Below are 21,348 nucleotides of genomic sequence, written 5' to 3'. Positions count from 1 at the left end.
GAAGCGAGCGGGCCCAGGGAGGTTGCCCACCGGACACCGCGTGTCCCGTCCTGGCCCCGCTGGGCGCCCTTCCTCAGGCGGCGTCCTTGAGCCGACAACGGCCAGCACCGCGGGGGGTGCCAGGCAGGTCACGGAATGGTTAATCCTGCGAGCCTGACGTGGCGTTCGAGGGGGAGGGACCAGGTGGGCGGGAAACGCTTTCCAAGGCTGTTTCTGGCGGGAGTCGCGGGGCTGGTGGTGGCGTGTGGTGGCGACGCCGGAAGCCGTGGCATTCCGGACCCCACCAGCGAGCCCCCTGACAACGGGACGCTTCCCGACGCGGGCCTGCCCTCCAACGGCGCGGACGGAGGGGTGACACCCGACGCGGGAACCGGCCCGGGTACCCCTGACGGCGGCGAGCCCGATGGCGGCCCACCGCCGCAGTCCAACCTCTGCGCGCCCACCGCGGGCGAGCCTCGCTGGGTGCTCGAGGGCGAGCCCGTCTCCGCCACCGTGACCTGCACCACCGGCCATGCCGCGCCGGACACGCGCTTCATCGTGGACAACCTGCCGCCCGGCGCCCGGTTCGATGCGGCCACGGGCACCCTGAGCTGGACGCCCGGCAAGGACCAGGCCGCCGTGTGGCACCTCACGCTCCGGGAAGAGAGCACCGGCGAGACGGGCACGCTCAAGGTCGGCGTGGCGGAGAACGAGTCCGCGCCCGGCAACGTCCCCATCGTCGACCCGGCGGCCTACACGGAGGAGTTCGGCCTGCCGGTGTTCCACCTCTCCTACGAAGGCGGTTTGACGGCGGGCGGCTACCGGCCGGTGCAGCTCGTCTACCGGGGCCAGCGCTTCGACCTGGAGGCAAAGTACCGGGGCGCCACCTCCAGCGTGTTCCCCAAGCGCAGCCTCACGCTGAAATTCCCAGACGAAAACCTGTTCACCGAGCCCGTCTTCGGAAACGGCTTCGAGGACCGCAAGCGCGTGGTGCTCATCACCACGTTCAATGACAACTCCTACATGCGCTCGCGGCTCGCCTTCGACGTGTGGAGCCGGATGAGCCCGGGCCATATCCACCTGCGCACCTACAGCGCGGTGCTCTACGCCAACAACAAATACGTCGGCCTCTACACGGCTGCGGACCACGTCAACAAGCGCCTGATGGCCGCGCACGGCATCGACAAGGACGCGGACGCCTTCAAGGCCGTGGACAACCGCGCCAACTTCTCGCGCCTGCGCAAGGACGGCACGCCCAAGAGCAGCCTCCACGAAGGCTTCGAGAAGTCGGAGGGCACTCCCGAGGAAGGCGAGCCTGGCGCCTTCGCGCCCCTGGAGGCGCTCACCGCCTTCATCGCGGACTCGAACGCGGACGCCTTCCGCGCCGGCTTCCCGCAGCGGATGAATGCGAGGGACTACGAGGACTGGTGGATCTTCAACACGCTCATCCTGGGCGTGGACTCGCAGGCGAAGAACGCCTACCACGCCTACGACCCGGCCACCGGCGGCCCCTGGCGCTTCATCCCCTGGGACTTGGACGCGAGCTTCGGGCAGTCCTACGACACCACCCGGACCTCACCCACGGCGCGCCCCACGTTCCGCGACGACAACCTGCTCTTCCAGCGCATGCTGGCCGACCCCACCATCGCCGGGCCCATGCGCGAGCGCTACCGGGCGCTGCTGCGCGACACGCTGAACGTGGAGGTCATGCAGGCCCTCATCGACGGCTACGTCCAGGAGACGGCGCCTTCCGCGCGGCGCGACTGGGCGAAGTGGGGCGCCAAACACCGCGCCTTCGGCGACCCGAACGACCCGTGGGGCGGCCATGGCAACTTCCCCCACTGGCACACGCGCCAGGACTTCAACTCCTACGAGGAGGAAGTCGAGTACGTGCGCCAGTGGATTCGGACCCGCTGGGGCGCGCTGGAGAGCCAGTTGCCCTGAGCGAGCGGGTGTCCCCTCCTGGGTGGAGGGGACACTCGGACGGCGGCCTAGAACGCCGCGGAGCCCGGCACGCGCGGGTAGGGAATCGCGTCCCGGATGTTCTGCAGACCGCACATGTAGACGATGAGCCGCTCGAAGCCGAGCCCGAAGCCCGCGTGCGGCACGGTGCCGTAGCGCCGCAGGTCGCGGTACCACTGGTAGCCCTCCGGCTTCAGGCCGAACTTCTGGATGCGCTGGTCCAGCACGTCCAGGCGCTCCTCGCGCTGGCTGCCGCCGATGATTTCGCCAATGCCCGGGGCGAGCACGTCCATGGCGGCGACCGTCTTCCCGTCGTCATTGATGCGCATGTAGAAGGACTTGATGGCCTCCGGGTAGTTCGTCACCACCACGGGCCGGCCCACGTGCTCCTCGGTGAGGTAGCGCTCGTGCTCCGTCTGGAGGTCCTTGCCCCACTCGGGCGCGTACTCGAACTTCTTCTTGGCCTTCTTCAGGATTTCGACGGCCTCGGTGTAGTCGATGCGCTCGAAGCTGGAGTTGATGAACTTCTCCATGCGCTCGATGACGCCCTTCTGCACCCGCTCCTCGAAGAACTTCAGGTCCGGCGCACAGTCATTGAGCACCGCCTTGAAGACGTGCTTGAGGAAGCGCTCGGCCAGGTTCGCGTCCTCGTTGAGGTCCGCGAAGGCAATCTCCGGCTCGATCATCCAGAACTCGGCCAGGTGCCGCGTGGTGTTGGAGTTCTCCGCCCGGAACGTGGGGCCGAACGTGTACACCTTGGACATGGCCAGGGCGTAGGCCTCCACGTTGAGCTGGCCAGAGACGGTCAGGTACGCCTCCTTGCCAAAGAAGTCCTTGTGCCAGTCAATCTTCCCGTCCGGCGTGCGCGGCGGATTCACCGCGTCCAGCGTGGAGACGCGGAACATCTGCCCGGCGCCCTCCGCGTCGCTCGCGGTGATGATGGGCGTGTTGACCCAGAAGAAGCCCTCCTCGTCGAAGAAGCGGTGGATGGCCTGGGCCGCGCGGTGGCGCACGCGCGTGACGGCGCTGAACGTGTTGGTGCGCACGCGCAGGTGGGCCACGTCGCGCAGGAACTCCAGCGTGTGCTGCTTCGGCTGGATGGGGTACGTGTCCGGGTCGTCCACGAAGCCCAGCACCTGGACTTCGTCCGCCTGGACTTCGTAGGCCTGCCCCTTGCCCTGGGACTTCACCAGCGTGCCCCGGCTGATGACCGAGCAGCCCGCGGTGAGGTGCAGGATTTCCTTCTCGTAGTTGGGCAGCGAATTCGGAGCGACGACCTGGATGGGGTCGAACGTCGACCCGTCGCTGACGTTGACGAAGCTGATGCCCGCCTTGGAGTCGCGGCGCGTGCGCACCCAGCCGCGGACCTCCACCTTCGTCCCCTCCTCCACCCCTCCCGCGAGGGCCTTCTTCACACTGACGACCTGCATTGACGCTCTCCCTTGAGCCGTTTCGGGGACTGCGAGTTAGCCGGGCCCCGGCCCCGAGGACAAGGGCGCTGTGGCCCCAAGCCTCGCAACCCGGGCCGCCCGGCGGCGCTTCTGGGGGCTCCAAGCACCCCGCCAGACCGCCTGAAACCCGGCCAACCGTGTCAGACCCCCCAGGTATCTTTCTCCCATGGTCGCCCGAAAAGGGGACCAGCGATTCCACGAAACCCTCACGTCCCTCGCGGGCTTCACGGCCTGCCCTGGCCGTGCCCTACCTGGAGAGTCACATGGCTACTCGCAAGACGTCCAAGCGCAACGTTGTCGCCCGCAACCGCTCCACCGAGGCCACCAAGGCCGCCTTCGAGGAGCTCGCTCGCAAGGCGCGCAACAAGCCCATCGTCTCCACCAAGGAGCAGGACGCGCAGGAGGCCCACGCGAAGAACGTCCTCGCGGACGTGTCCAGCCTCACCGCCGAATCCGCCGTGAAGAAAGTCACGGAGGCGGGCCTCACCATCAACAAGACGCTGGCCGGCATCAACGAGCAGGTCATCTCGCTGGTGGAGGAGCTGAAGCAGCTCGACGAGGCCATCCAGCTCAAGACGGAGGAGCTGAACGGGCTGCACGGCAAGGACGTGGCCGCCAGCGCCATCGACGTGCTCGTGGCCGAGTACGACAAGAAGAAGGCGGAGCTCGAAGCGGAGATGGAGCGGCTCCAGAAGGACATCGAGGACACCCGGGCGAAGGCCGCCGCGGACCAGTCCGCCGAGCGGCAGGCCACCGAGGTCGCCCGCAAGCGCGCCGAGGAGGAGTACGCCTATGACACCCAGCTCCAGCGCAAGAAGGAGCAGGATGCCTTCGCCGAGTCGCTGCGCCAGCAGGCCGCCACCGAGCGCGACCGCAAGGAGAAGCTGGAGAAGGACTGGGCCACCCGCGAGGACGCCCTGAAGCAGCGTGAGAAGGAGCTGGAGGACCTGCGCAAGCAGGTGGCGGACTTCCCGCTGGTGCTCAAGAAGGAGACGGACACCGCCGCGGCCATCACCGGCAACCGGGTGAAGGCCGAGTGGGAGCTGAAGCTCACGCTCGCCACCAAGGACGCGGAGACGGCGCAGCGCGTCGCCGCCATGGAGATTTCCTCGCTCAAGGAGACCGCCACCAAGCAGGCCCAGGCGCTCCAGACGCTTCAGACGGAGCTGGCCGAGGCCAAGCGCCAGGTCCAGGCCATCGCCGAGAAGGCGCTCGAGTCCGCGTCCGGCGCCCGCGCGCTGGCCGAGGTCCAGGGCGTCATCGCCAGCCGCGACTACAGCAAGGGCAAGTAGCCCGGCGCGGTGGGCTCCCTGGCGCCGCGCCCTGTCGTGGCGCCGCCGGGGAGTCTCGGCTCACGGCTTATTAGCGTCATCCCTGGTGATGACAGGATTTGAGCGCTGCTAGACTCCCAGCATGGACAAGACTCCCGGCGGGACTCCGTTTCCCACGCAGCTACTGTATGAGCGAATCGGCGGCTATTGGCTCACCCAGGTCATTGGCACGGCGGCCCGTCTGGGAATCGCGGACCTGCTCTCCAAGGGCCCGCGGAGCAGTGACGCGCTGGCGGACGAGCTCGGCATCAGCGCGGACGGCCTGTACCGGCTGCTGCGAGGCGGCATCTCCGCGGGCATCTTCCAGGAGGTCGGTGAGCGGACCTTTGCCCTGACGCCCATGGGCGAAGGGCTCCGCTCGGACATCCCCGGCTCGCTGCGGGACGTGGCCATCGCGCAGAGTGACCGCGCCCACTGGCTGCCCTGGGGCCAGCTCACCGAGGCCGTTCGCACCGGGAAGTCCACCGTCCGCGAGGCACTGGGGACGGACATCTGGGAGCACTTCGCCAAGCACCCCGAAGAGGCGGCGCACTTCGCCCGGGCCATGGGCAACCTGTCGGCCCTGGTGGCCCACGAGCTGACGCAACAGGTCGACTTCTCCCCCTTCGCCCATGTGGCGGACATCGGCGGCAGCCAGGGAGCGCTGCTGGCGCGGGTGCTGCGCGCCAACCCCTCCTGCCGGGGCATTCTTTTCGACCTGCCGCACGTGCTCGAAGGCGCGAAGGCCCCGATGGAAGCCCAGGGCCTCCATGGACGGGTGGAGCTGGTGGGCGGCAGCTTCTTCGAGCCGGGCCTCCCCTCCGCCGAGGCCTACCTGCTCAAGCACATCCTTCACGACTGGGACGAGGACTCCGCCACCGCCATCCTGCGGAACATCCACGCCGCGGCGCCCGCGGGAGCCCGGCTCTTCGTGCTGGAGCTGGTGATGCCCGACAACCAGACGCCCTCTCCCGTGCCCCTGATGGACCTCAACATGATGGTGCTGGTGGACGGACGGGAGCGCACGGCCAACGAATTCCAGGCACTGCTGACCCGGACCTCCTGGGAGCTGGTGGGCATCCGCCCCACCCAGGCCGGCACGAGCATCATCGAAGCCGTGAAGCGCTGAGCTACGGCGCGACCTGTTCGCGGAGGAGGAAGAGCTCCGCGAGCAGGTTGTCCACCGGGGCGAAGTCATCCGTGAGCAGCAACGCGGGGCCCGCGGCCAGGTAGGCGTCAATCTCCGCGCGAGGCACCCGGCCCGTGCGCGGCTGCTCGATGCCCAGGCCGCGCAGCAGCTCCGGGAGGCGCTCCAGTTCCATGGGCTGCGCCGAGCCCGCGACGATGTAGACCCCCTGCCCCTTGGAGCCACTGCGGGCGTCGTGGAGCAGCTCCACGTGGGGAAAGACTTCCTGCATCGTCCGGAGGGCCGAGCGCAGGAAGGAGCCCCGAGGAATCTCGTCGATGACGGTCAGCAGGTAGAGGCCGTCCGGCTTGAGCAGCGAGCGCACCAGCATGTCGTACTCGCGCGTCATCAGGTGGTAGGGCACCGACAGGTCGTTCACCGCGTCCTGGACAATCAAGTCGTACGCGCCGCGCTCCGCCATCTCCTGGAGGTACTGCCGCCCATCCAGGCTGAAGGAGGCGATGCGCGTGTCCGGCTTCACGCCGAAGCGCTCCAGCGCGATGCGCGTCACGGCCGGGTCTATCTCCACCACCTCCATCCGCACCTGCGGGACGTAGGTCTCCACCCAGCGCGGCACCACGTACCCGCCGCCGCCAATCACCAGCACCCGGGGCTCCGCGGTGCGCGCGGCCACGTGGCGCACCACCTCCGAGTGGATGTACCCGTGCGGATAGCCCAGGTACGACGGGTCCTCCAGGTCCACCATGGTGTGCGTCAGGTGGTCCAGTTGCATGGCCAGCAGCCGCCGGCCGTCATGCTCCACCTGGTTGACCTTGATGCAGAAGTAGTCCGTCTCCTCCGTGCACGGCGACGCGAACAGGCCCAGCGCGCCGAACATGCCCGCCAGCGCGAGCGTGCCCGCGGTGGCGCCGACGAAGAGGGGCCGCCGCCACACCTGCCCCACGAAGGCCGCCAGCGCCACCAGGCCCAGGCTGGCCCCCATCACCAGCGGGTAGACGCCCACCTTCGCGATGAGCCACCAGCCGGTGAGGAACGAGCCCAGCAGCGCGCCCGCGGTGCTCCATGCGTACAGCCGGCCCACGGTGCGCCCCGCCCGCTCCACGTCCGCCAGCGCCAGCCGGAGGACCTGGGGTGACAGCGTGCCCAGGGCCGTCACCGGGAGCAGGAACACCGCGGCCGTGTATCCGACGATGCGAGCCTGCAGGCCCAGGCCGTCGAAGTGGCCCTTCAGCACCAGCCACTGGTGGATGGGGGAATCAGCAGGCAGCTGGCCGCCGCCAGCAGCATGGAGCCGGCGAGCACCTCCTGCCGGGGCCACCGGTCCGCCAGGTGGCCGCCCACGAAGTTGCCCAGCGCCATGCCCGTCAGCACCACGCCGATGATGCCTGTCCAGCTCAGCAGGGAAACGCCCACGGTGGGCGCCAGGATGCGGCTGGCCGCCAGTTCGATGGCGAGCGTGCAGAAGCTCGCGCTGGCCACCAGGAAGCACGCCAGCACGGGCCGGGTGCGCAGGTCCACGCCCGTCGAGGACGGCGCGGCATCCGCTGCCGCCACGGCGCCGGCTGTCGCGGGGGCCGCCGGTTCCACGGGCGGCGCGGACACGGAGGCCTTGGGCAGAGCCAGCAGCGCGCATAACAACAGCGCGCCCGACACGGTGAGGACGATGGTGGGCACGGGGAACCACGCCACCAGCACGAAGCCCGTGAGGAAGTTGCCCGCGAGGCTCCCCAACGTGCCCAGTGCGTACAGCAGGCCCACGATGCGCCCGGCGCGCCCCAGGTCCGGCAGCAGCAGCCGGAGCGCCAGCGGCGTCACCATGGCCAGCACGAAGCTGACGGGGAAGAAGCCCAGGAAGGTGAGCAGGAAGGTGCGCGGCAGCACGGGGATGGGGCGCAGCGCGGCGCCATCCCCCAGCACGGCCACCCATCCCAGCGGCAGGAGCGCGAGCACCGCCCCCAGCGCGGTGAGGCCCGCCAGCCACCGGAACGATGCGCCCCGCTCCGACAGCCGGCCCCCAGCGTAGCTGCCCAGACTGATGCCCGCGAGCACCACGCCGATGATGCTCGTCCACGTGTGGAGCGAAGCCCCGATGAAGGGCGCCAGCAACCTGGCGGCGGCCAGCTCCAACACCAGGGTGGCGCAGCTCGTCACCAACACGAGGAGGGCAGCGCGAAGCACATCCAGACGAGACGCGGGGAGAAGAGCCATGCGGTGGCGGCGACTGTACCACCCCCGTCCGAGGCGACCATCCGTGCTGGTGGGAATCACCCGAGGTGCGGGAAGTCGCGCCCGGCACATACGATGGCGCCCTGGAGGACGGCGACTTCCTCCTGGTGGGCCTCATCCGCACCGGCCCCGAAGCAATTTCGCAGACCCCGTCGATCCGTTGGAGGCCCTGACCGCATGGATACCGAAGCGCTCGCCCGAATCCCGGGCGTCAACCCGAACGTCCCCAATGCCGCCCGCATCTACGACTACACGCTGGGAGGCACGCACCACTTCGAAGCCGACCGGCAGGCGGCGGAGTACATGTTCTCGCTGGTGCCCTCCACCCGGAAGTGGGTGCGCATGCTGCGCGCCTGCCTGCGCACCGCCGCGCAGCGCCTGGCGGCCGACGGCTTCCACCACTGGGTGGACTTCGCGTCGGGACTGCCCACCGGGGACCACGTCCACGCCGTGCTGCCAGACGCTCGCGTGCTCTACAGCGACGTCAATCCGCTCACCATCACCACCGCCCACCATTTGCTGGGGGACACGCCTCGCGTCCGCTACATGGAGTGCGACATCCGCCAGGCGGGCGCCTTCCTGCGGCGGCCGGACGTGAATGCCTTCCTGGAGGGAGAGCGCCGCGTCGCTTTCGGCGCCAATGGCATCACCGTGTTCCTGTCCGCCGAGGAGAACCGCCAGTTCTTCCGCGACCTGTACGACTGGGCGGCCCCTGGCTCGAAGCTGTTCACCACCTTCGAGACGAAGTCACCGGACCTCAGCACCCCGAAGTGGGAGCAGTTCGTCGGCACGTTCCGGCAGATGGGCGAGTCCTTCCAGCTCTACTCCCTGCCCGAGTACCTGGACCTGTGTGGCCCCTGGGCCCGGGATGCCGCCGGCGTGCTGCCCGTGCGCGAGTTCCTCGGGCTGCCCGCAGAGCACATCACCGACGAGGACCGTGAGGGCGTGGGCATCGAGTTCTACGCCGTCGTCCTGGAGAAGCGCTGACCGTCCCCACCGGGTGGAGCGAGCGTGTGAGCAGGCGCTCGCGCCCATCCCCGTCAGGGCAGCGCCACGGCACGCCTCCCTGCCGTCTGCCTCCCCAGCGACGCGTGACTACCGTCTTTGCAGGCAACACGCGCACACGGAGAGGAGACGGAGCATGTTTCAATCGAGAAGGCGTCGGGTTCTTGCGGGCGTGATGATGGGAGCGGCCCTGTCGGTGGCGAGCGTTGGGTGCAGCTCGACGCGCTCGGCGAAGGTGGACGAGTCGTGGCTGGCCCGGGTACCCGAGAACCAGCTGGGCGACGTCCACGAGGCCCAGGCACAGCGGCGCATGGCCCAGGACGCGGTGACCCGCTCCGACGTGGCCCTCAAGGATGCGCGCCGGGAGCTGGAGGTGGCCAAGCGCAACGAGGACGCGGCCAAGGCCCGCCGGGAAGCGCATGACGAAGCGCTGAAGGCCGCCAACGCCACCGGACAGAGCAGCAACATCACCCAGGCGCAGGCCGAGCTGAAAGACGCGGACTCGAGCCTGAGCGCGGCCCAGGCTCAGGTGAGGTACCGCGAGCACGCCATCAAGACGATGGAGGCCCAGAAGGAGCTGCGGGAGAGCGAGCTGGCGGTGGCCGACGCGAAGCTCCGCCAGGCCGAGTACGAGGCCCTGAAGGCGAACCAGGACGTACGCGCCCAGAATCTGTCCGAGGCCGACTTCGCCTCCGCCACGGCGGACGCCCAGCGCAAGGTGGAGGAGTCCCAGCGCAAGCTCCAGTCGGAGCAGCAGCAGGAGCGGCAGGCTCGCGCCACCTGGGAGCGGATGCGCAACCAGGTGCAGGGCTACGGCGGCAGCGGCATCCAGAAGCAGCGCAATCCGTAAGTCACCGCGACCACCGGCCCGACCGAGCCAGAACAGGCACGGCCGGGGCCGGGGCTCACTTCGGCGGACGGAAGACGTACTGGAACACGGGCGTGTCGGGCCCCGGCGGGTACTGCGCATCCATGAAGGCGAAGTGGGCGTGGCCGGTGATGACGGCCTCGTTGAGGCTGTCGTAGAGCACCGTCACGCCGGTGGCCCGGCCGGACGCGTCTACCTGGACTTGAACCTTGAGGTTGCCCTTGATTCCCGGCGTCTGCTGAAGCCGGTTCATGTAGAGCGCGACCAGGCCCAATGACACCCGGTTGTATATCTGGTCCTGGGTCCCCCGAGCGGGCTGGGACGGCAGCCGGAAGTGGCGCACCAGCGCGGCGGCTTCGTTCTCCGCCTCGGCGACCCGGCGCTCGGGCGCCGCCAGCGCCGCGCGGTAGGCGGCCAGCGCATCCTGGTGACGCTCCTGCTTCAACACCAACCGGGCCCGCAGCACGTGGATGTCGGCGCGGGCGGGCGCCCGCTCGGAAGCCTTCACCGGTGGGTTTCGGCCGCCTTGGAATCTCCGCGCGTTTCGGCCAGCTCGGCCAGGCGAAGCAGCGGCTCCGGGTCTTCTGGCGCGGCGGCGACGAGCCGGACCAGGGCCTTGTCCTCCGCGTCGGCGCGGCCCAGCTCCCGGTACAACCGCGACAGCAACCCCAGGGCCGCAGGCTCCACGCCGCCCAGCTCCGCGTAGCGCTCCAGCGACCCGGCGGCCTTCTCCTTCTCCGAGGCGGCCAGCCACAGGTCCGCCTGGAGCCGGTGTGCTTCTTTGTCCCGAGGCTTGAGGGCCACCAGCTTCTCGCCCGCGGTCGCCGCCGCACGCACGTCGTTGGCTGCGCGGGCCAACTGCGCCAGCTTCCGCAGCGCCTCGGGCTGCTCGGGCCACGCCTCCACCGTCCGCGTCAGCTCCGCGCGCGCGTCCGCTTCCCGCTCGGGAATCCCCGCCAGCAACATGGCCAGGGACGTCCGAATCTGCGGCGCATCCAGCTGGGCGAGCGCCTCACGCAGCCGGACCTCCGCCTCCGCGGGCTTGCCCTCCGCCTGGAGCAACACGCCCTGCGCCCACAGCGCTGGTGCGAAGCCAGGGGCCTGCTTCAGGGCGGCGGCGATGGGCGGCCGCGCCTCCGCCAGCAGCCCCCAGCGCACGTAGATGAGCCCCATGCCCACGAAGGGCCACGGATTCTCCGGGTCCAGGGTGGAGAGCGCCTTCAGCTCGTTCCAGCAGGCGTCCGAGGGAAAGGTGAGCCACGCCCGGTACATCCGCGGCATCAAATCCCCGGGCCGCGCCCGTGACTGCGCTTCCAGCTCGCTGTCCATCGCGCTGGCGCGGCCGCGTGCCCGGGCCGTCTCCAGTTGCCGCAGCGTCGCCATGACCTCTTCGGGAGGAGGCAAGCCCGGGCGCACCACCGCCCCCGTGCCGGCGCGGCAAGCACGAGCAACATGAGGCACAGCGGAAGCGCGAACGAACGGGAGGCCATGAGGCGCGCGGACGATAGCAGACGCGCGCCCAGCGCAGGCTGCCTGCTCCCTTGGCAGCACGAACTCAGTGATTTCAGGGAAGCCCCGCTCCGGAAGGACGAACCTTCCGGAGCGGCGCCTCGACCTTCACCTCAGGACGACGGGCTCAGCCAATCTCCAGCCGGCACGTTGAGCTGCAACCGTCGCGGCTGACGTTGTTGCCGTCGTCGCACTCCTCGCCCTGGTCCTCCTGAACGTCGCCGTCGCCACATCGGGGGCCCCAGAGGCAGCCACGGCCGCACTCTCCATAGCCACCGGCGTTGACGCCGTCGTCGCACTCCTCGCCGGCATCCTCGTCCACCACGCCGTCGCCGCAGGTGGCGGTGCACTCGGTGCGGGCGGTGAGGAAGTTGTTGAGCGTGAGGCGGTACGACGAGCCCTCGGTGTGGCGCTCGGCCTGGAACACCACCACCTCGTAGATGCCGCCCCGCCGCAGCCCCAGCGTGCTCGCCTGGCCCGACATGTAGATGGTGCCCAGCGCCGGGACGTGCACACCGCCCAGGTCCAGCGCCAGGCGGCCGTTGACGAACACCCACACGTCGTCGTCACCGCGGAAGGTCAGCTCCTCGGTGCCCTTGTACTCGAACCAGTAGCGGGCCTCGCTGGTGAAGTGGAAGTTGCGCTGCTGTCCCACCAGGTCCCTGCGCCGCGGCTCGTGGCCCTCGGCCACCCAACTGCCGCTGACATCGTCGAGCGGGAAGAACGCATCGTTATCGAACACGTACGAGCCATCGGGCTGCTGATTCAGCACGAAGGTGCTGACGATGGTCTTGTTGACGTTCTCGACCGCCGTGTACCACTGGTCGAAATTGGCCCGGTTGCTGGTGTTGTTCGACGCTTGGCCTTCCTTCGCATAGACGGGGCGGCCATTGGCATCGAGCCGGTTCTCGACGATGCCGTCCTCACGGTCCGCGTTCCGGTTCTGGAAGTCCTCGTGGCCACGGGGCAGGCCATTCGCTGGATCGGCGGGCAGGTCCCAGCCGCGGAAGTCACGGTAGACGACGGGGATGGACACCTGCGCCGGCGGCTCCTGCGTGACGAGCACACACGCGAAGCCATCCTCCAGCTTGCAGTCCGGCGAGCAGCCGTCATTGGCGCGCGTGTTGCCGTCGTCGCACTCCTCCACGGCGCTGTTGGGGAGGATGAGACCGTCGCCGCACGTCTCCTCGCAGTTGCCATCCGAGCAGCGGGGCTCCTTGGTGCACAGCGGCGAGCAGCCGTCACCCATCACGGTGTTGCCGTCATCGCACTGCTCGGTGCCCTCGGTGATGCCGTCACCACAGGTGGTGCGGCTGCACGGCTGACCCGGCGGGCACTTCCAGCCGTCCTCGAGCCTGCAGACGTCGCTGCAGCCATCGCCCGGAGTGGTGTTGCCGTCCTCGCACTCCTCATCACCGGCGATGATGTTGTCACCGCACTCCTTCGCGCGGCAGCGGCCACCCTGGGCCGGGCACGCCCAGCCACTTTCGATCCGGCAGCTCCCGTTGCAACCATCACCGCTGACCAGGTTCCGGTCGTCGCACTCCTCGCCGTCCTCGACGCGGCCATTTCCGCAGTTCACCAGGTGGACGCACGGCGCTCCCGGCACCTCGCAGATGAACCCGCCCTCCACCGTGGTGCACGTCGCGTTACAGCCGTCGCCGTCCACCCTGTTGCCGTCGTCGCAGGCTTCGCCGGACTGGCGCTGACCATCACCACAGTCGTCGCCAGCATCCGGCGTCGACCCGTCCGGGGTGTTCGGGCCGGTGCCGGCATCGGGCTTCGCCGAACCTCCCCCGCCGTTACAGGCCACCAATGTGAAGAGAAGAGATGCGAGCAACGCGCTCGCCAGCCGAGACCTGCGATGGGGGTTCACCATGGGAGCAAATGCTGAAAGTGCTTCGCACGGCTGTCAACGCGTCACGGCAAGTCAACGGATGCGGGGTGCAGACGGCGCACAGATGTGCAGGCAGAACGGACTTTCCATGAGCTCCCCGTCTGCTGCGCACATCCACATTCATGACAACAACGCCCGAAACATCACTTTCGTAGAAAGCCGGAAGCGGCGTGAAGCACGGGGCGCACACGTCTCGTGCGGGCCATTCAGCCCATCCCCACCCGCATCACTGGGCCACGTTGCGGACGTACTGAGCGTAGAAGCGGACCGCGTCCGCGTAGCCCTTCACCGACACGCGCTCGTCCTTGCCGTGGAGGCGTGACAGGTCGGCGCCGTCCAGGCGCAGCGGCATGAAGCGGTAGACGTTCTCACTCAGCCCGGTGAAGTAGCGCGAATCCGTCGCGCCCAGCATGAGGTACGGGGCCACGACGACGTCGGGGAACACCTGGCGCACGCTGCGCTGGAGCTGCGACCAGGCCTCGGAGTCCATGCGCGACACGGGCGACGGTTCACTGATGAAGCCCAGCGTGCTCACCTTCACCCGCGGGTCATCCACCACGCGCCGCACGTGCTCCAGCACGCCCGCCACGGAGTCTCCCGGAAGGATGCGGAAGTTCACCACCGCGCGAGCGCGGGCGGGCAGCACGTTGTCGCGCTCGCTGCCCTCGAACATGGTGGCCGCGGCGGTGGTGCGCACCGCCGCGTTGGTGGTGGCCTTCGCGGTGAGCTGGCGCAGCACCAGCGGCTCGAACAGCCACAGGTTGGCGAAGAGCGTGCGCATCCCGAAGCCCATCTCCGGCCCCGCGAACTCGAACAGGGCCCGACTGCCACCGCGCAGCTTCGCGGGCATGGGCGCATCCTCCAGCCGGGAGATGGCGCGGCTCAGCACGCCCACGGCCGTCTGGGGCGGCGGCATGGACGAATGGCCACCTTCGCCATCCGCCACCAACTCCGCGCTGGCGAAGCCCTTCTCCGACACGCCGACCAGGGCCACCGGTGAGGCCACGCCGGGCACGGTGCCGGACACAATCATCCCGCCCTCGTCCAGCACGGACTCCAGCGTCACGCCCCGCTCGCGGAGCAGCTTCGCCATTGCCTCCGCGCCCTCGCGCCCCCCACCTCTTCATCCCCACCGAAGGCGAGCAGCACCGTGCGCTTGGGCTGGAAGCCCGCCGCGAGCAGGGCCTCCACCGACTCCAGGATGCCGAACACGCTCCCCTTGTCGTCCAGCGCGCCCCGGCCCCAGACATAGCCGTCCGCCACCAGCCCGCTATAGGGAGGGTGAGTCCAGGACGCCTCCGTACCAGGCTCCACGGGCACCACGTCCAGGTGCCCCAGCAGCAGCGCCGGGCGCAGCGACGCGTCCGTCCCCGTCCAGGTGTACAGCACCGAGTGCGCCCCCACGGGCTCGCGCTTCAGCGCCTGATGGAGCCGGGGGTATTGCTCTCGCATGTAGTCGTGGAGCGCGGCGAAGGCGGCGTCCTCCGCGGGCTGCCCCTCCGCCGCCGCCAGCGTCTTGAGCCGCAGCGCACCGCCCAGCCGGGCCGCGGCGGCATCCGCGTCCACGGTGAACGCCGCGGGCGCCTCCGGCTGGACCTGCCGCGAGGTGAAGCGAAAAGCCTTCGTGAGGAGAACCCCCGCGAGGGCAACGACGACAACCAACAACGACAAGAGAATGCGTTTCATCGGCAAGACTCGCGGTGGGGACGTCTCACGCTAGCAAAGGCGGCCCGCCACCCCACTGCATCTCCAGGGCAGAGCCCCACGGCAGGCCTCGCCTCCACGAATCATGAATTTACAGTATTGCGACTATTTTACACCTTCGCCACGAAACACAAGTCGTGTAGATGACGCCGCTCGTCGCAGGGGTGCGCAGTGAAGAAGCCGTCCACGCTGTGGAGACAGCGCTGGCTTGGCCTGGTGCTGGGGACACTGGCTGGCACACCGGCGGAGGTACGGAGGACCCGGGCGCGGCCACGGCTCAGGGCTCTGCAACTACGTCTCCTACGAAGACCCGCGCCCCATCGCCGTCAAGGGCCAGTACGCGCGCGAGAAGAACCTGGGCGGCGCCCTCATCTGGCCCCACAGCCAGGGGCACTTCCTCCAGCCGACGAACGGCCACAGGGACCCGCTGATGGACGCGGTGAAACACGCCTTCCTGGCCCCGTGAGCGCGGGAAGCACTGGCGGCGGAGCACCCGCTCCCGCACCATGGCGGCCATGGAGACTTCGAAGTCCGTAGCCACCGCGCTCACCATCGCCGGCTCCGACAGCGGCGGCGGCGCCGGCATCCAGGCCGACCTGAGCACCTTCGCCTTCCACCGCGTTCACGGCACCAGCGCCCTGACGGCCATCACCGCGCAGAACACGCAGGGCGTCACCCGCGTGGACGTGATGCCCCCGAAGCCGTCGCCGCGCAAATCGACGCCGTGGCCTCCGACATCGGCGCGGGCGCGGTGAAGACGGGCATGCTCGTCAACCCGGCCATCATCACCACGGTAGCCCAGCGCCTGCGCGTGCTGGGCCTGGGTCCGCTGGTGGTGGACCCCGTCATGGTGTCCCGCGCCGGCGCGCGCCTCATCGACGATGCGGCCGTGGGCGCGCTCAAGGAGCTGCTGCTGCCCCTGGCCACGGTGGCCACGCCCAACCGGCACGAGGCGGAGCTGCTCGCCGGCATGAAGCTGGAGACGCTGGAGGACATGCGGGAGGCCGCGCGCCGCATCCACCGGCTCGGCCCCCAGGCGGTGCTGGTGAAGGGCGGCGGCATGACGGGCGCGTTGCGCGGCACCGACGTCTGGTTCGACGGCGAGCGCATGGAGACGCTGCACCTGCGCGCGGTGGACACGCGCAACACCCACGGCACGGGCTGCACGCTGTCGGCGGCCATCGCCGCGCACCGGCGCTGGGGCAGCCGCCGCTGGAGGCCACCCGGCGCGCGAAGGACTACGTCACCGCCGCGCTGGAGCACCCCTGCCCCTGGGCAAGGGCCCGCCCCTTCAGCCACTTCTTCCCGCTGGAGGGGTAGCCCGGGCCCGCCACCGGGCGGCTACTTCGCTGCCTTCTTCGGCGCGGCCTGCGCGGCCGGCACGGGGAAGCCGCGCTTGCGCATCAGGGCCTGGATGCCCGCCTCACGGCCTCGGAAGGCGCGGTACGCGTCGGCCGGGTCCAGCGTGTTGCCCACGGAGAAGACGTGCTTGCGCAGGAGCGCGGCCACGTCCTTGTCGTAGGCGCCCTTGCCTTCGGTGAAGCGCTCGTAGGCGTCCGCCGTCAGCGTGTCCGACCACAGGTAGCTGTAGTAGCCCGCCGAGTACCCATCACCCGCGAAGACGTGGCCGAACTGCGGCGTGCGGTGCCGCATGACGATTTCCTTCGGCATGCCCAGCGCGTTGAGCGTGTCGCGCTCGAAGGCGTCCGCGTCGATGGGCGTAGCCCCCGCCAGGTGCAGCTTCATGTCCACCAGCGCGCTGGACAGGTACTCCACCGTCCCGAAGCCCTGGTTGAAGGTGGCGGCCTTCTCGATGCGGTCCACCAGCGCCTGGGGAATGGGCTTCCCCGTCTGGTAGTGCAGCGCGTAGGTGTTCAGCACCTCGGGCGTGGACAGCCAGTGCTCCAGCAGCTGCGAGGGGAACTCCACGTAGTCGCGCGCCACCGCGGTGCCGGCCAGCGACGGGTACGTCACGTTGGAGCTGAGGCCGTGCAGCGCGTGGCCGAACTCGTGGAACAGCGTGGAGGCATCCTCCCAGCTGATGAGGACGGGCTCACCGGGCTGGCCCTTCACGAAGTTGGAGTTGTTGGAGACGATGGTGGTGACTTCACCCCGGAACCGCTCCTGGCTGCGGTACGCGTTCATCCACGCGCCGGAGCGCTTGCCCTTGCGCGCGTACGGGTCGAAGTACCACAAGCCCACGTGACGCCCGCTGGCCTGGTCCTTCACCTCCCAGACGCGCACGTCGGGGTGGAACACGGGCACGTCGTTCACCTGCGTGAAGGAGAAGCCGAACAGCTCGCCGGCCACCCAGAACATGCCCTCGCGCAGCTTCTCCAGCTGGAGGTAGGGCTTCACCTCGTTCTGGTCCAGGTCGTACTTCGCCTTGCGGACCTTCTCCGCGTAGTAACGGTAGTCCCAGGGCTCGATCTTGAGCTTCGCGCCCTCCTTGTTGGCCACGCGCTGCATGTCCGCGACCTCTTCGTGGACGCGGGCCACCGCGGGCTTCCAGACGGCCTCCATCAGCTCCATGGCGCGCTCGGGCGTGCGGGCCATGGCGTTCTCCAGCCGCCAGTGCGCATGCGTCTTGTAGCCCAGCAGCGTGGCGCGCTCGGCGCGCAGCTTCAGGACTTCGGCGATGATGACGTTGTTGTCGCGCGCGTCGCCGTTGTCACCGCGGTTGACGTAGTTGCGCCAGACCTTCTCGCGCAGGTCGCGCCGCGACGAGTACGTCAGGAACGGCTCCATGGAGGAGCGCGTGTTGGTGATGATCCACTTGCCCTTCTGACCGCGCGACTCGGCCGCGGCGGCGGCGCCCGCGCGCACGGAGTCCGGCAGGCCCGCCAGGTCCGCCTCGGACTCCAGGACGACGGTGTAGCCCTCTTCGTCCGCGAGCACGTTCTGGCTGAAGGACGTGTAGAGCGACGCCAGCCGCTGGTTGATGGCCGCCAGCTTCTGCTTGGCCGCCGCGTCCAGCTTCGCGCCGGAGCGGACGAAGCGCGTGTAGTGCAGCCAGGTGAGCCGCTGCTGCTCCGGCGTCAGCTTCGCCTTGTCGGGCGACTGGTACACCGCCTCGATGCGGCGGAAGAGCGCCTCGTTCTGGAAGATTTCGTCGTCGAAGGCGGCCAGCTTCGGCGCCATCTCCCGCTCCAGCGCCTGGAACTCCGGCCCGCTCATGGACGAGCTCCAGATGCCGTAGAGCGTCTCCACGTCCCCCTGCGTCTTGCCGGCGGCCTCCAGCGCGACGATGGTGTTCTCGAACGTGGGCGCCGAGGTGTCGTTGGCGATGGCCGCCAGCTCGCCGCGCGTCCGCTCCATCGCGGCCTCGAGCGCTGGCTTGAAGAGCTCCACCTTCACCTGGTCGAACGGCGGCACGCCGCCATGGGCGCCCGTCCACTTCGCGAGCAGCGGGTTGGTCTGCTCCGGAGCAGCCGGCGCGGCGGGGGCGGTCGTCTGAGGCGCGGTGGCCAAGTTCTGGGACTCCTGCGAGGTCGTCGCACAGCCGGTGGACACGAGTACGGCCATGCCCGCGCCAGCGAAGAAGAGCTTACGCATGTAGAGGATGTCTCCCGACGAAAGGGGGCTAACTGAAGAGGGACGCAGCCTAGCGGCATCGCGTCGCGAACCGGGGGACGGAATCGCGGGCACACCAACATGCCTGCCTGCCCATCTGTTCCCGGCCAACACCGTGGCCACGGGCAAGACGCGGTGTGTTACACCCATGCCCCCCACAGCATTCACCCTCCAGGAATGACCGTGACGAGCACGCTGAAGGACCGCATCGAGAACGCCGAATTGCTGGCGAAGGTCGTCCCCGTCGAAGAGGCGGTGAAGCACGTCGTCCACGGCAACACCGTGGCCATCAGCGGCTTCACCAAGTCGGGTGAGCCGAAGACGTTCCTGCCGGCGCTGGCCTGGCACTTCTCCCAGACGGCGCCGGACGCCCGCATCACCCTGCTGTCCGGCGCGTCCCTGTCCGAGGACGTGGAGGGCCCCATGGCGCCCTTCATCGCCAAGCGCGGTCCGTACATGTCCTCGCCTGCCTCGCGGCGCCGCATCCATGCCGGGGAGATGGACTTCACGGACGTCCACCTGTCCGCCTTCGCGCGCAACCTGATGTATGGCTTCTACGGCGACATCGACGTGGCCGTCGTCGAGGTGTCGCGCATCCGGAAGAATGGCAGCGTCGTCCTCACGTCGTCGGTGGGCATCAGCGCGGAGGCGCTGGCCCGCGCGAAGAAGATTGTCCTCGAGGTCAACACCTCCGGGCCGGACTACACGGGCTTCCACGACATCGTCCTGCCCGCCGTCCATCCGCACGTGGGCTGGCCGCTGCCGCTGGTGAACGTGAGGGACCGCATCGGCAACCCCTACGTTGAGCTCGACCTGAGCAAGGTGGTGGCGGTGGTGGAGTCCCGCACGCCCGACCACCCGGTGCCCTTCAAGGCGGCGGATGACACCGCCAGGCGCATCGCCGAGCACGTCATCGACTTCCTGATGCGCTGCCGTGAGCAGTACCAGTGGGGCAAGCGCCTGCCGCCCATCCAGTCCGGCGTGGGCAACGTGGCCAACGCCATCATCGGCCAGCTCTACGACTCTCCCTTCCAGAAAATCCGCTTCTGGACCGAGGTCTTCCAGGACGGGATGCTGCGCTACGTGGAGGACGACGCGAAGTTCGAATACGCGTCCGCCACCGCGGTGTCCTTCTCCTCCGAGGGCCGCCAGCGCTTCCTCGACATGTTCGAGCGGAGCAAGGACCGGCTGGTGCTGCGGCCCATGTGGCTGTCCAACAGCCCCGAAATCATCTCCCGCCTCTTCGTCATCGCGATGAACACCCCCATCGAGGTGGACATCTACGGGCACGTCAACTCCACGCACATCGACGGCTCGCGCATCGTCAACGGCCTGGGCGGCTCGGGTGACTTCTTCCGCAACGCGTACCTGAGCATCGTCCACACGCCGTCCACGCGGAAGCTGCGGGATGGCCGCACGGTGAGCTGTGTCATGCCGTACGTGCGGCACATCGACCACACCGAGCACGACATCAAGTGCGTCGTCACCGAGCAGGGCTACGCGCTCAACATGGACATCCGCTCGCCCAAGCGGCGCGCCCAGGACATCATCGACCGCTGCGCGCACCCCTACTTCCGGCCGCTCCTGCACGCGTACCTGGACATGGCGGGCCCCGGCGACGAGCCGCGCGCCACCGACATGAAGGTGCTCCAGGGCTGGTGGGCGGACTACGACGCGGCGACGCGCGCCTTCCCCCAGAACGGCTGAGACACCGGCCGTGGAGCGCAACGGCCGCGAAGCCTGTCCCCCGGAGCTGGCCGCCCAGCTGCGGGAGGTGGACCGCCTGCGACGCAGCGGGCGGTATGCGTCCGCCCTCGCGCTCGCACGGGCGCTGGCGGAGGCCCATCCCCGGCAGGCCCGCGTGCTGCTGGAAGTGGCGCAGACGCTGGCCATCTGGGGCGGCGTCCCCGCGGAAGCGCTGGAGTGGTACGAGCGCGTGCTGGCGTTGGCCCCCGGCCACCTCACCAGCAGGCTGCACCGTGCCTTGTGCCTGTCGAGGCTGGGCCGCCATGAAGACGCGGTGGCGGACTTCGACGCGCTCGTCGCGGCGGGCTACCGCAAGGCCCTGGTGCTGCACATGAAGCGCGCCGAAGCACTGGAGGCGCTGGGCAGGGATGAAGCGGCGGAGCGGGACTGGACGCTCGCGATTGAGGAGGCCCCGGGCAACCCGTGGCTGCTCCAGCAGCGCGCCGCCGCGCGGGCCCGCCTGGGCCGGCTGGACGACGCGGCACAGGACCTCACCGAGGCGCTCGCGTCCCAGACGGGCGACGAGGTGGACCCGGAGCTGCTGCACGCGCGCGGCGTATTGCGTGAGCGTCAAGGTGACGTGGACGGTGCGCGCGCGGACTTCGAGGCGGGACTCTCCGCCTTTCGTGAAGGCGACCCACCCGCCCTGCTGGACGCGCTTCGTGAAGGAACCATGCGCAAACCATGACGGGCCCTTCGCGGCCACGGCATGCGACAAGAATGGCCATGCACACGGCGGCTCCGGCCGCGGGTGCTGATTCCGGGCCGGATGCTCCCGGAGAGGCGGGGGTGCTCGCGAGTGGGGCCGAGCTCCGATGCAATGCCTGACACCCCGTGAGAGCGCCGACTTGGAGCGGTGCTTGGGGACCACGTTGGTGGCGGGGAGCTTCGTGCGGACGCGGACCATGCCGAGCGCGGCGGTGGGCCAGAGGGAATCGCATGCCGGGCCGAAGGGAAGCGGCTCGAACCTG

General features: G+C 69.4%; 17 protein-coding genes and 1 pseudogene. 9 read left to right on the top strand and 9 right to left on the bottom strand.

All coding sequences use genetic code 11. The features are described 5' to 3' along the window. The first annotated feature begins 183 nt into the window (after nucleotides 1-183). The gene (locus tag QEG98_RS11980) at nucleotides 184-1,923 is read left to right on the top strand and encodes a CotH kinase family protein (protein ID WP_316566828.1); all 1,740 of its coding nucleotides are present in this window, start codon (nucleotides 184-186) and stop codon (nucleotides 1,921-1,923) included. 47 nt (nucleotides 1,924-1,970) lie between these two features. Here QEG98_RS11980 and asnS read toward each other — a convergent pair whose 3' ends face one another. Beyond that, nucleotides 1,971-3,371 (bottom strand): asparagine--tRNA ligase, encoded by a 1,401-nt coding sequence (asnS, locus tag QEG98_RS11975; RefSeq protein WP_316566827.1) that lies wholly within the window; start codon nucleotides 3,369-3,371, stop codon nucleotides 1,971-1,973. A gap of 284 nt (nucleotides 3,372-3,655) precedes the next feature. Between asnS and QEG98_RS11970 the strand changes: the two genes are divergently transcribed. Next, entirely contained in the window at nucleotides 3,656-4,684 is a 1,029-nt protein-coding gene (locus QEG98_RS11970; RefSeq protein ID WP_316566826.1) for a kinetoplast-associated protein, read from the top strand. Between the two features lie 121 nt (nucleotides 4,685-4,805). Next, nucleotides 4,806-5,831 (top strand): methyltransferase, encoded by a 1,026-nt coding sequence (locus tag QEG98_RS11965; RefSeq protein ID WP_316566825.1) that lies wholly within the window; start codon nucleotides 4,806-4,808, stop codon nucleotides 5,829-5,831. Nucleotide 5,832: 1 nt separating this feature from the next. Here QEG98_RS11965 and QEG98_RS11960 read toward each other — a convergent pair whose 3' ends face one another. Both QEG98_RS11960 and QEG98_RS11955 read right to left on the bottom strand, forming a co-directional pair. Continuing rightward, nucleotides 5,833-7,083: a fused MFS/spermidine synthase gene (locus QEG98_RS11960; protein WP_316566824.1), complete on the bottom strand. Its 1,251-nt coding sequence runs from the start codon at nucleotides 7,081-7,083 to the stop codon at nucleotides 5,833-5,835. Beyond that, entirely contained in the window at nucleotides 7,077-8,057 is a 981-nt protein-coding gene (locus QEG98_RS11955; protein WP_316566823.1) for a fused MFS/spermidine synthase, read from the bottom strand. The genes QEG98_RS11960 and QEG98_RS11955 overlap by 7 nt, the downstream gene beginning before the upstream one ends. A gap of 195 nt (nucleotides 8,058-8,252) precedes the next feature. Between QEG98_RS11955 and QEG98_RS11950 the strand changes: the two genes are divergently transcribed. Further along, the gene (locus tag QEG98_RS11950) at nucleotides 8,253-9,062 is read left to right on the top strand and encodes an SAM-dependent methyltransferase (RefSeq protein ID WP_316566822.1); all 810 of its coding nucleotides are present in this window, start codon (nucleotides 8,253-8,255) and stop codon (nucleotides 9,060-9,062) included. A 193-nt stretch (nucleotides 9,063-9,255) separates the two neighbouring features. Further along, nucleotides 9,256-9,930 carry a hypothetical protein gene (locus tag QEG98_RS11945; RefSeq protein ID WP_316567873.1) on the top strand — a complete coding sequence of 225 codons (675 nt, stop codon included), beginning with the start codon at nucleotides 9,256-9,258 and terminating at the stop codon, nucleotides 9,928-9,930. A gap of 55 nt (nucleotides 9,931-9,985) precedes the next feature. On the opposite strand, the gene QEG98_RS11940 is transcribed toward QEG98_RS11945, so the two are convergent. The 5 genes from QEG98_RS11940 to QEG98_RS11920 form a co-directional block, all read right to left on the bottom strand. Beyond that, nucleotides 9,986-10,456: a hypothetical protein gene (locus tag QEG98_RS11940; RefSeq protein WP_316566821.1), complete on the bottom strand. Its 471-nt coding sequence runs from the start codon at nucleotides 10,454-10,456 to the stop codon at nucleotides 9,986-9,988. Continuing rightward, the gene (locus QEG98_RS11935; protein ID WP_316566820.1) at nucleotides 10,453-11,331 is read right to left on the bottom strand and encodes a hypothetical protein; all 879 of its coding nucleotides are present in this window, start codon (nucleotides 11,329-11,331) and stop codon (nucleotides 10,453-10,455) included. Before QEG98_RS11935 ends, QEG98_RS11940 begins: the two co-directional genes overlap by 4 nt. 253 nt (nucleotides 11,332-11,584) lie before the next feature. Next, a complete protein-coding gene (locus QEG98_RS11930; RefSeq protein ID WP_316566819.1) occupies nucleotides 11,585-13,336 on the bottom strand; it encodes a DUF4215 domain-containing protein in 1,752 nt (583 codons plus the stop codon). Nucleotides 13,337-13,580: 244 nt separating this feature from the next. Beyond that, nucleotides 13,581-14,447 (bottom strand): M20/M25/M40 family metallo-hydrolase, encoded by an 867-nt coding sequence (locus QEG98_RS11925; protein ID WP_316566818.1) that lies wholly within the window; start codon nucleotides 14,445-14,447, stop codon nucleotides 13,581-13,583. Continuing rightward, a complete protein-coding gene (locus tag QEG98_RS11920; protein ID WP_316566817.1) occupies nucleotides 14,417-15,040 on the bottom strand; it encodes a M20/M25/M40 family metallo-hydrolase in 624 nt (207 codons plus the stop codon). The genes QEG98_RS11925 and QEG98_RS11920 overlap by 31 nt, the downstream gene beginning before the upstream one ends. A gap of 226 nt (nucleotides 15,041-15,266) precedes the next feature. On the opposite strand from QEG98_RS11920, the gene QEG98_RS11915 reads away from it, so the two are divergent. Both QEG98_RS11915 and thiD read left to right on the top strand, forming a co-directional pair. Continuing rightward, nucleotides 15,267-15,524 carry a hypothetical protein gene (locus QEG98_RS11915; RefSeq protein WP_316566816.1) on the top strand — a complete coding sequence of 86 codons (258 nt, stop codon included), beginning with the start codon at nucleotides 15,267-15,269 and terminating at the stop codon, nucleotides 15,522-15,524. A 40-nt stretch (nucleotides 15,525-15,564) separates the two neighbouring features. After that, a pseudogene (gene thiD, locus QEG98_RS41830) lies at nucleotides 15,565-16,378 on the top strand (bifunctional hydroxymethylpyrimidine kinase/phosphomethylpyrimidine kinase). Nucleotides 16,379-16,399: 21 nt separating this feature from the next. Here the strand turns inward: thiD and QEG98_RS11900 are convergent. Next, entirely contained in the window at nucleotides 16,400-18,613 is a 2,214-nt protein-coding gene (locus QEG98_RS11900) for a M3 family metallopeptidase (protein WP_316566814.1), read from the bottom strand. A gap of 195 nt (nucleotides 18,614-18,808) precedes the next feature. Between QEG98_RS11900 and QEG98_RS11895 the strand changes: the two genes are divergently transcribed. Beyond that, nucleotides 18,809-20,338 carry an acetyl-CoA hydrolase/transferase C-terminal domain-containing protein gene (locus QEG98_RS11895; RefSeq protein ID WP_316566813.1) on the top strand — a complete coding sequence of 510 codons (1,530 nt, stop codon included), beginning with the start codon at nucleotides 18,809-18,811 and terminating at the stop codon, nucleotides 20,336-20,338. Nucleotides 20,339-20,348: 10 nt separating this feature from the next. Beyond that, nucleotides 20,349-21,065: a tetratricopeptide repeat protein gene (locus QEG98_RS11890; RefSeq protein ID WP_090489741.1), complete on the top strand. Its 717-nt coding sequence runs from the start codon at nucleotides 20,349-20,351 to the stop codon at nucleotides 21,063-21,065. Nucleotides 21,066-21,348 lie beyond the last annotated feature (283 nt).

It is taken from the genome of Myxococcus sp. MxC21-1 (genome assembly GCF_032612255.1).
Lineage (GTDB): Bacteria > Myxococcota > Myxococcia > Myxococcales > Myxococcaceae > Myxococcus > Myxococcus virescens.
The sequence above is the reverse complement of the archived record's forward strand: the minus strand, read 5'-3'. Positions and strand labels throughout refer to the sequence as shown.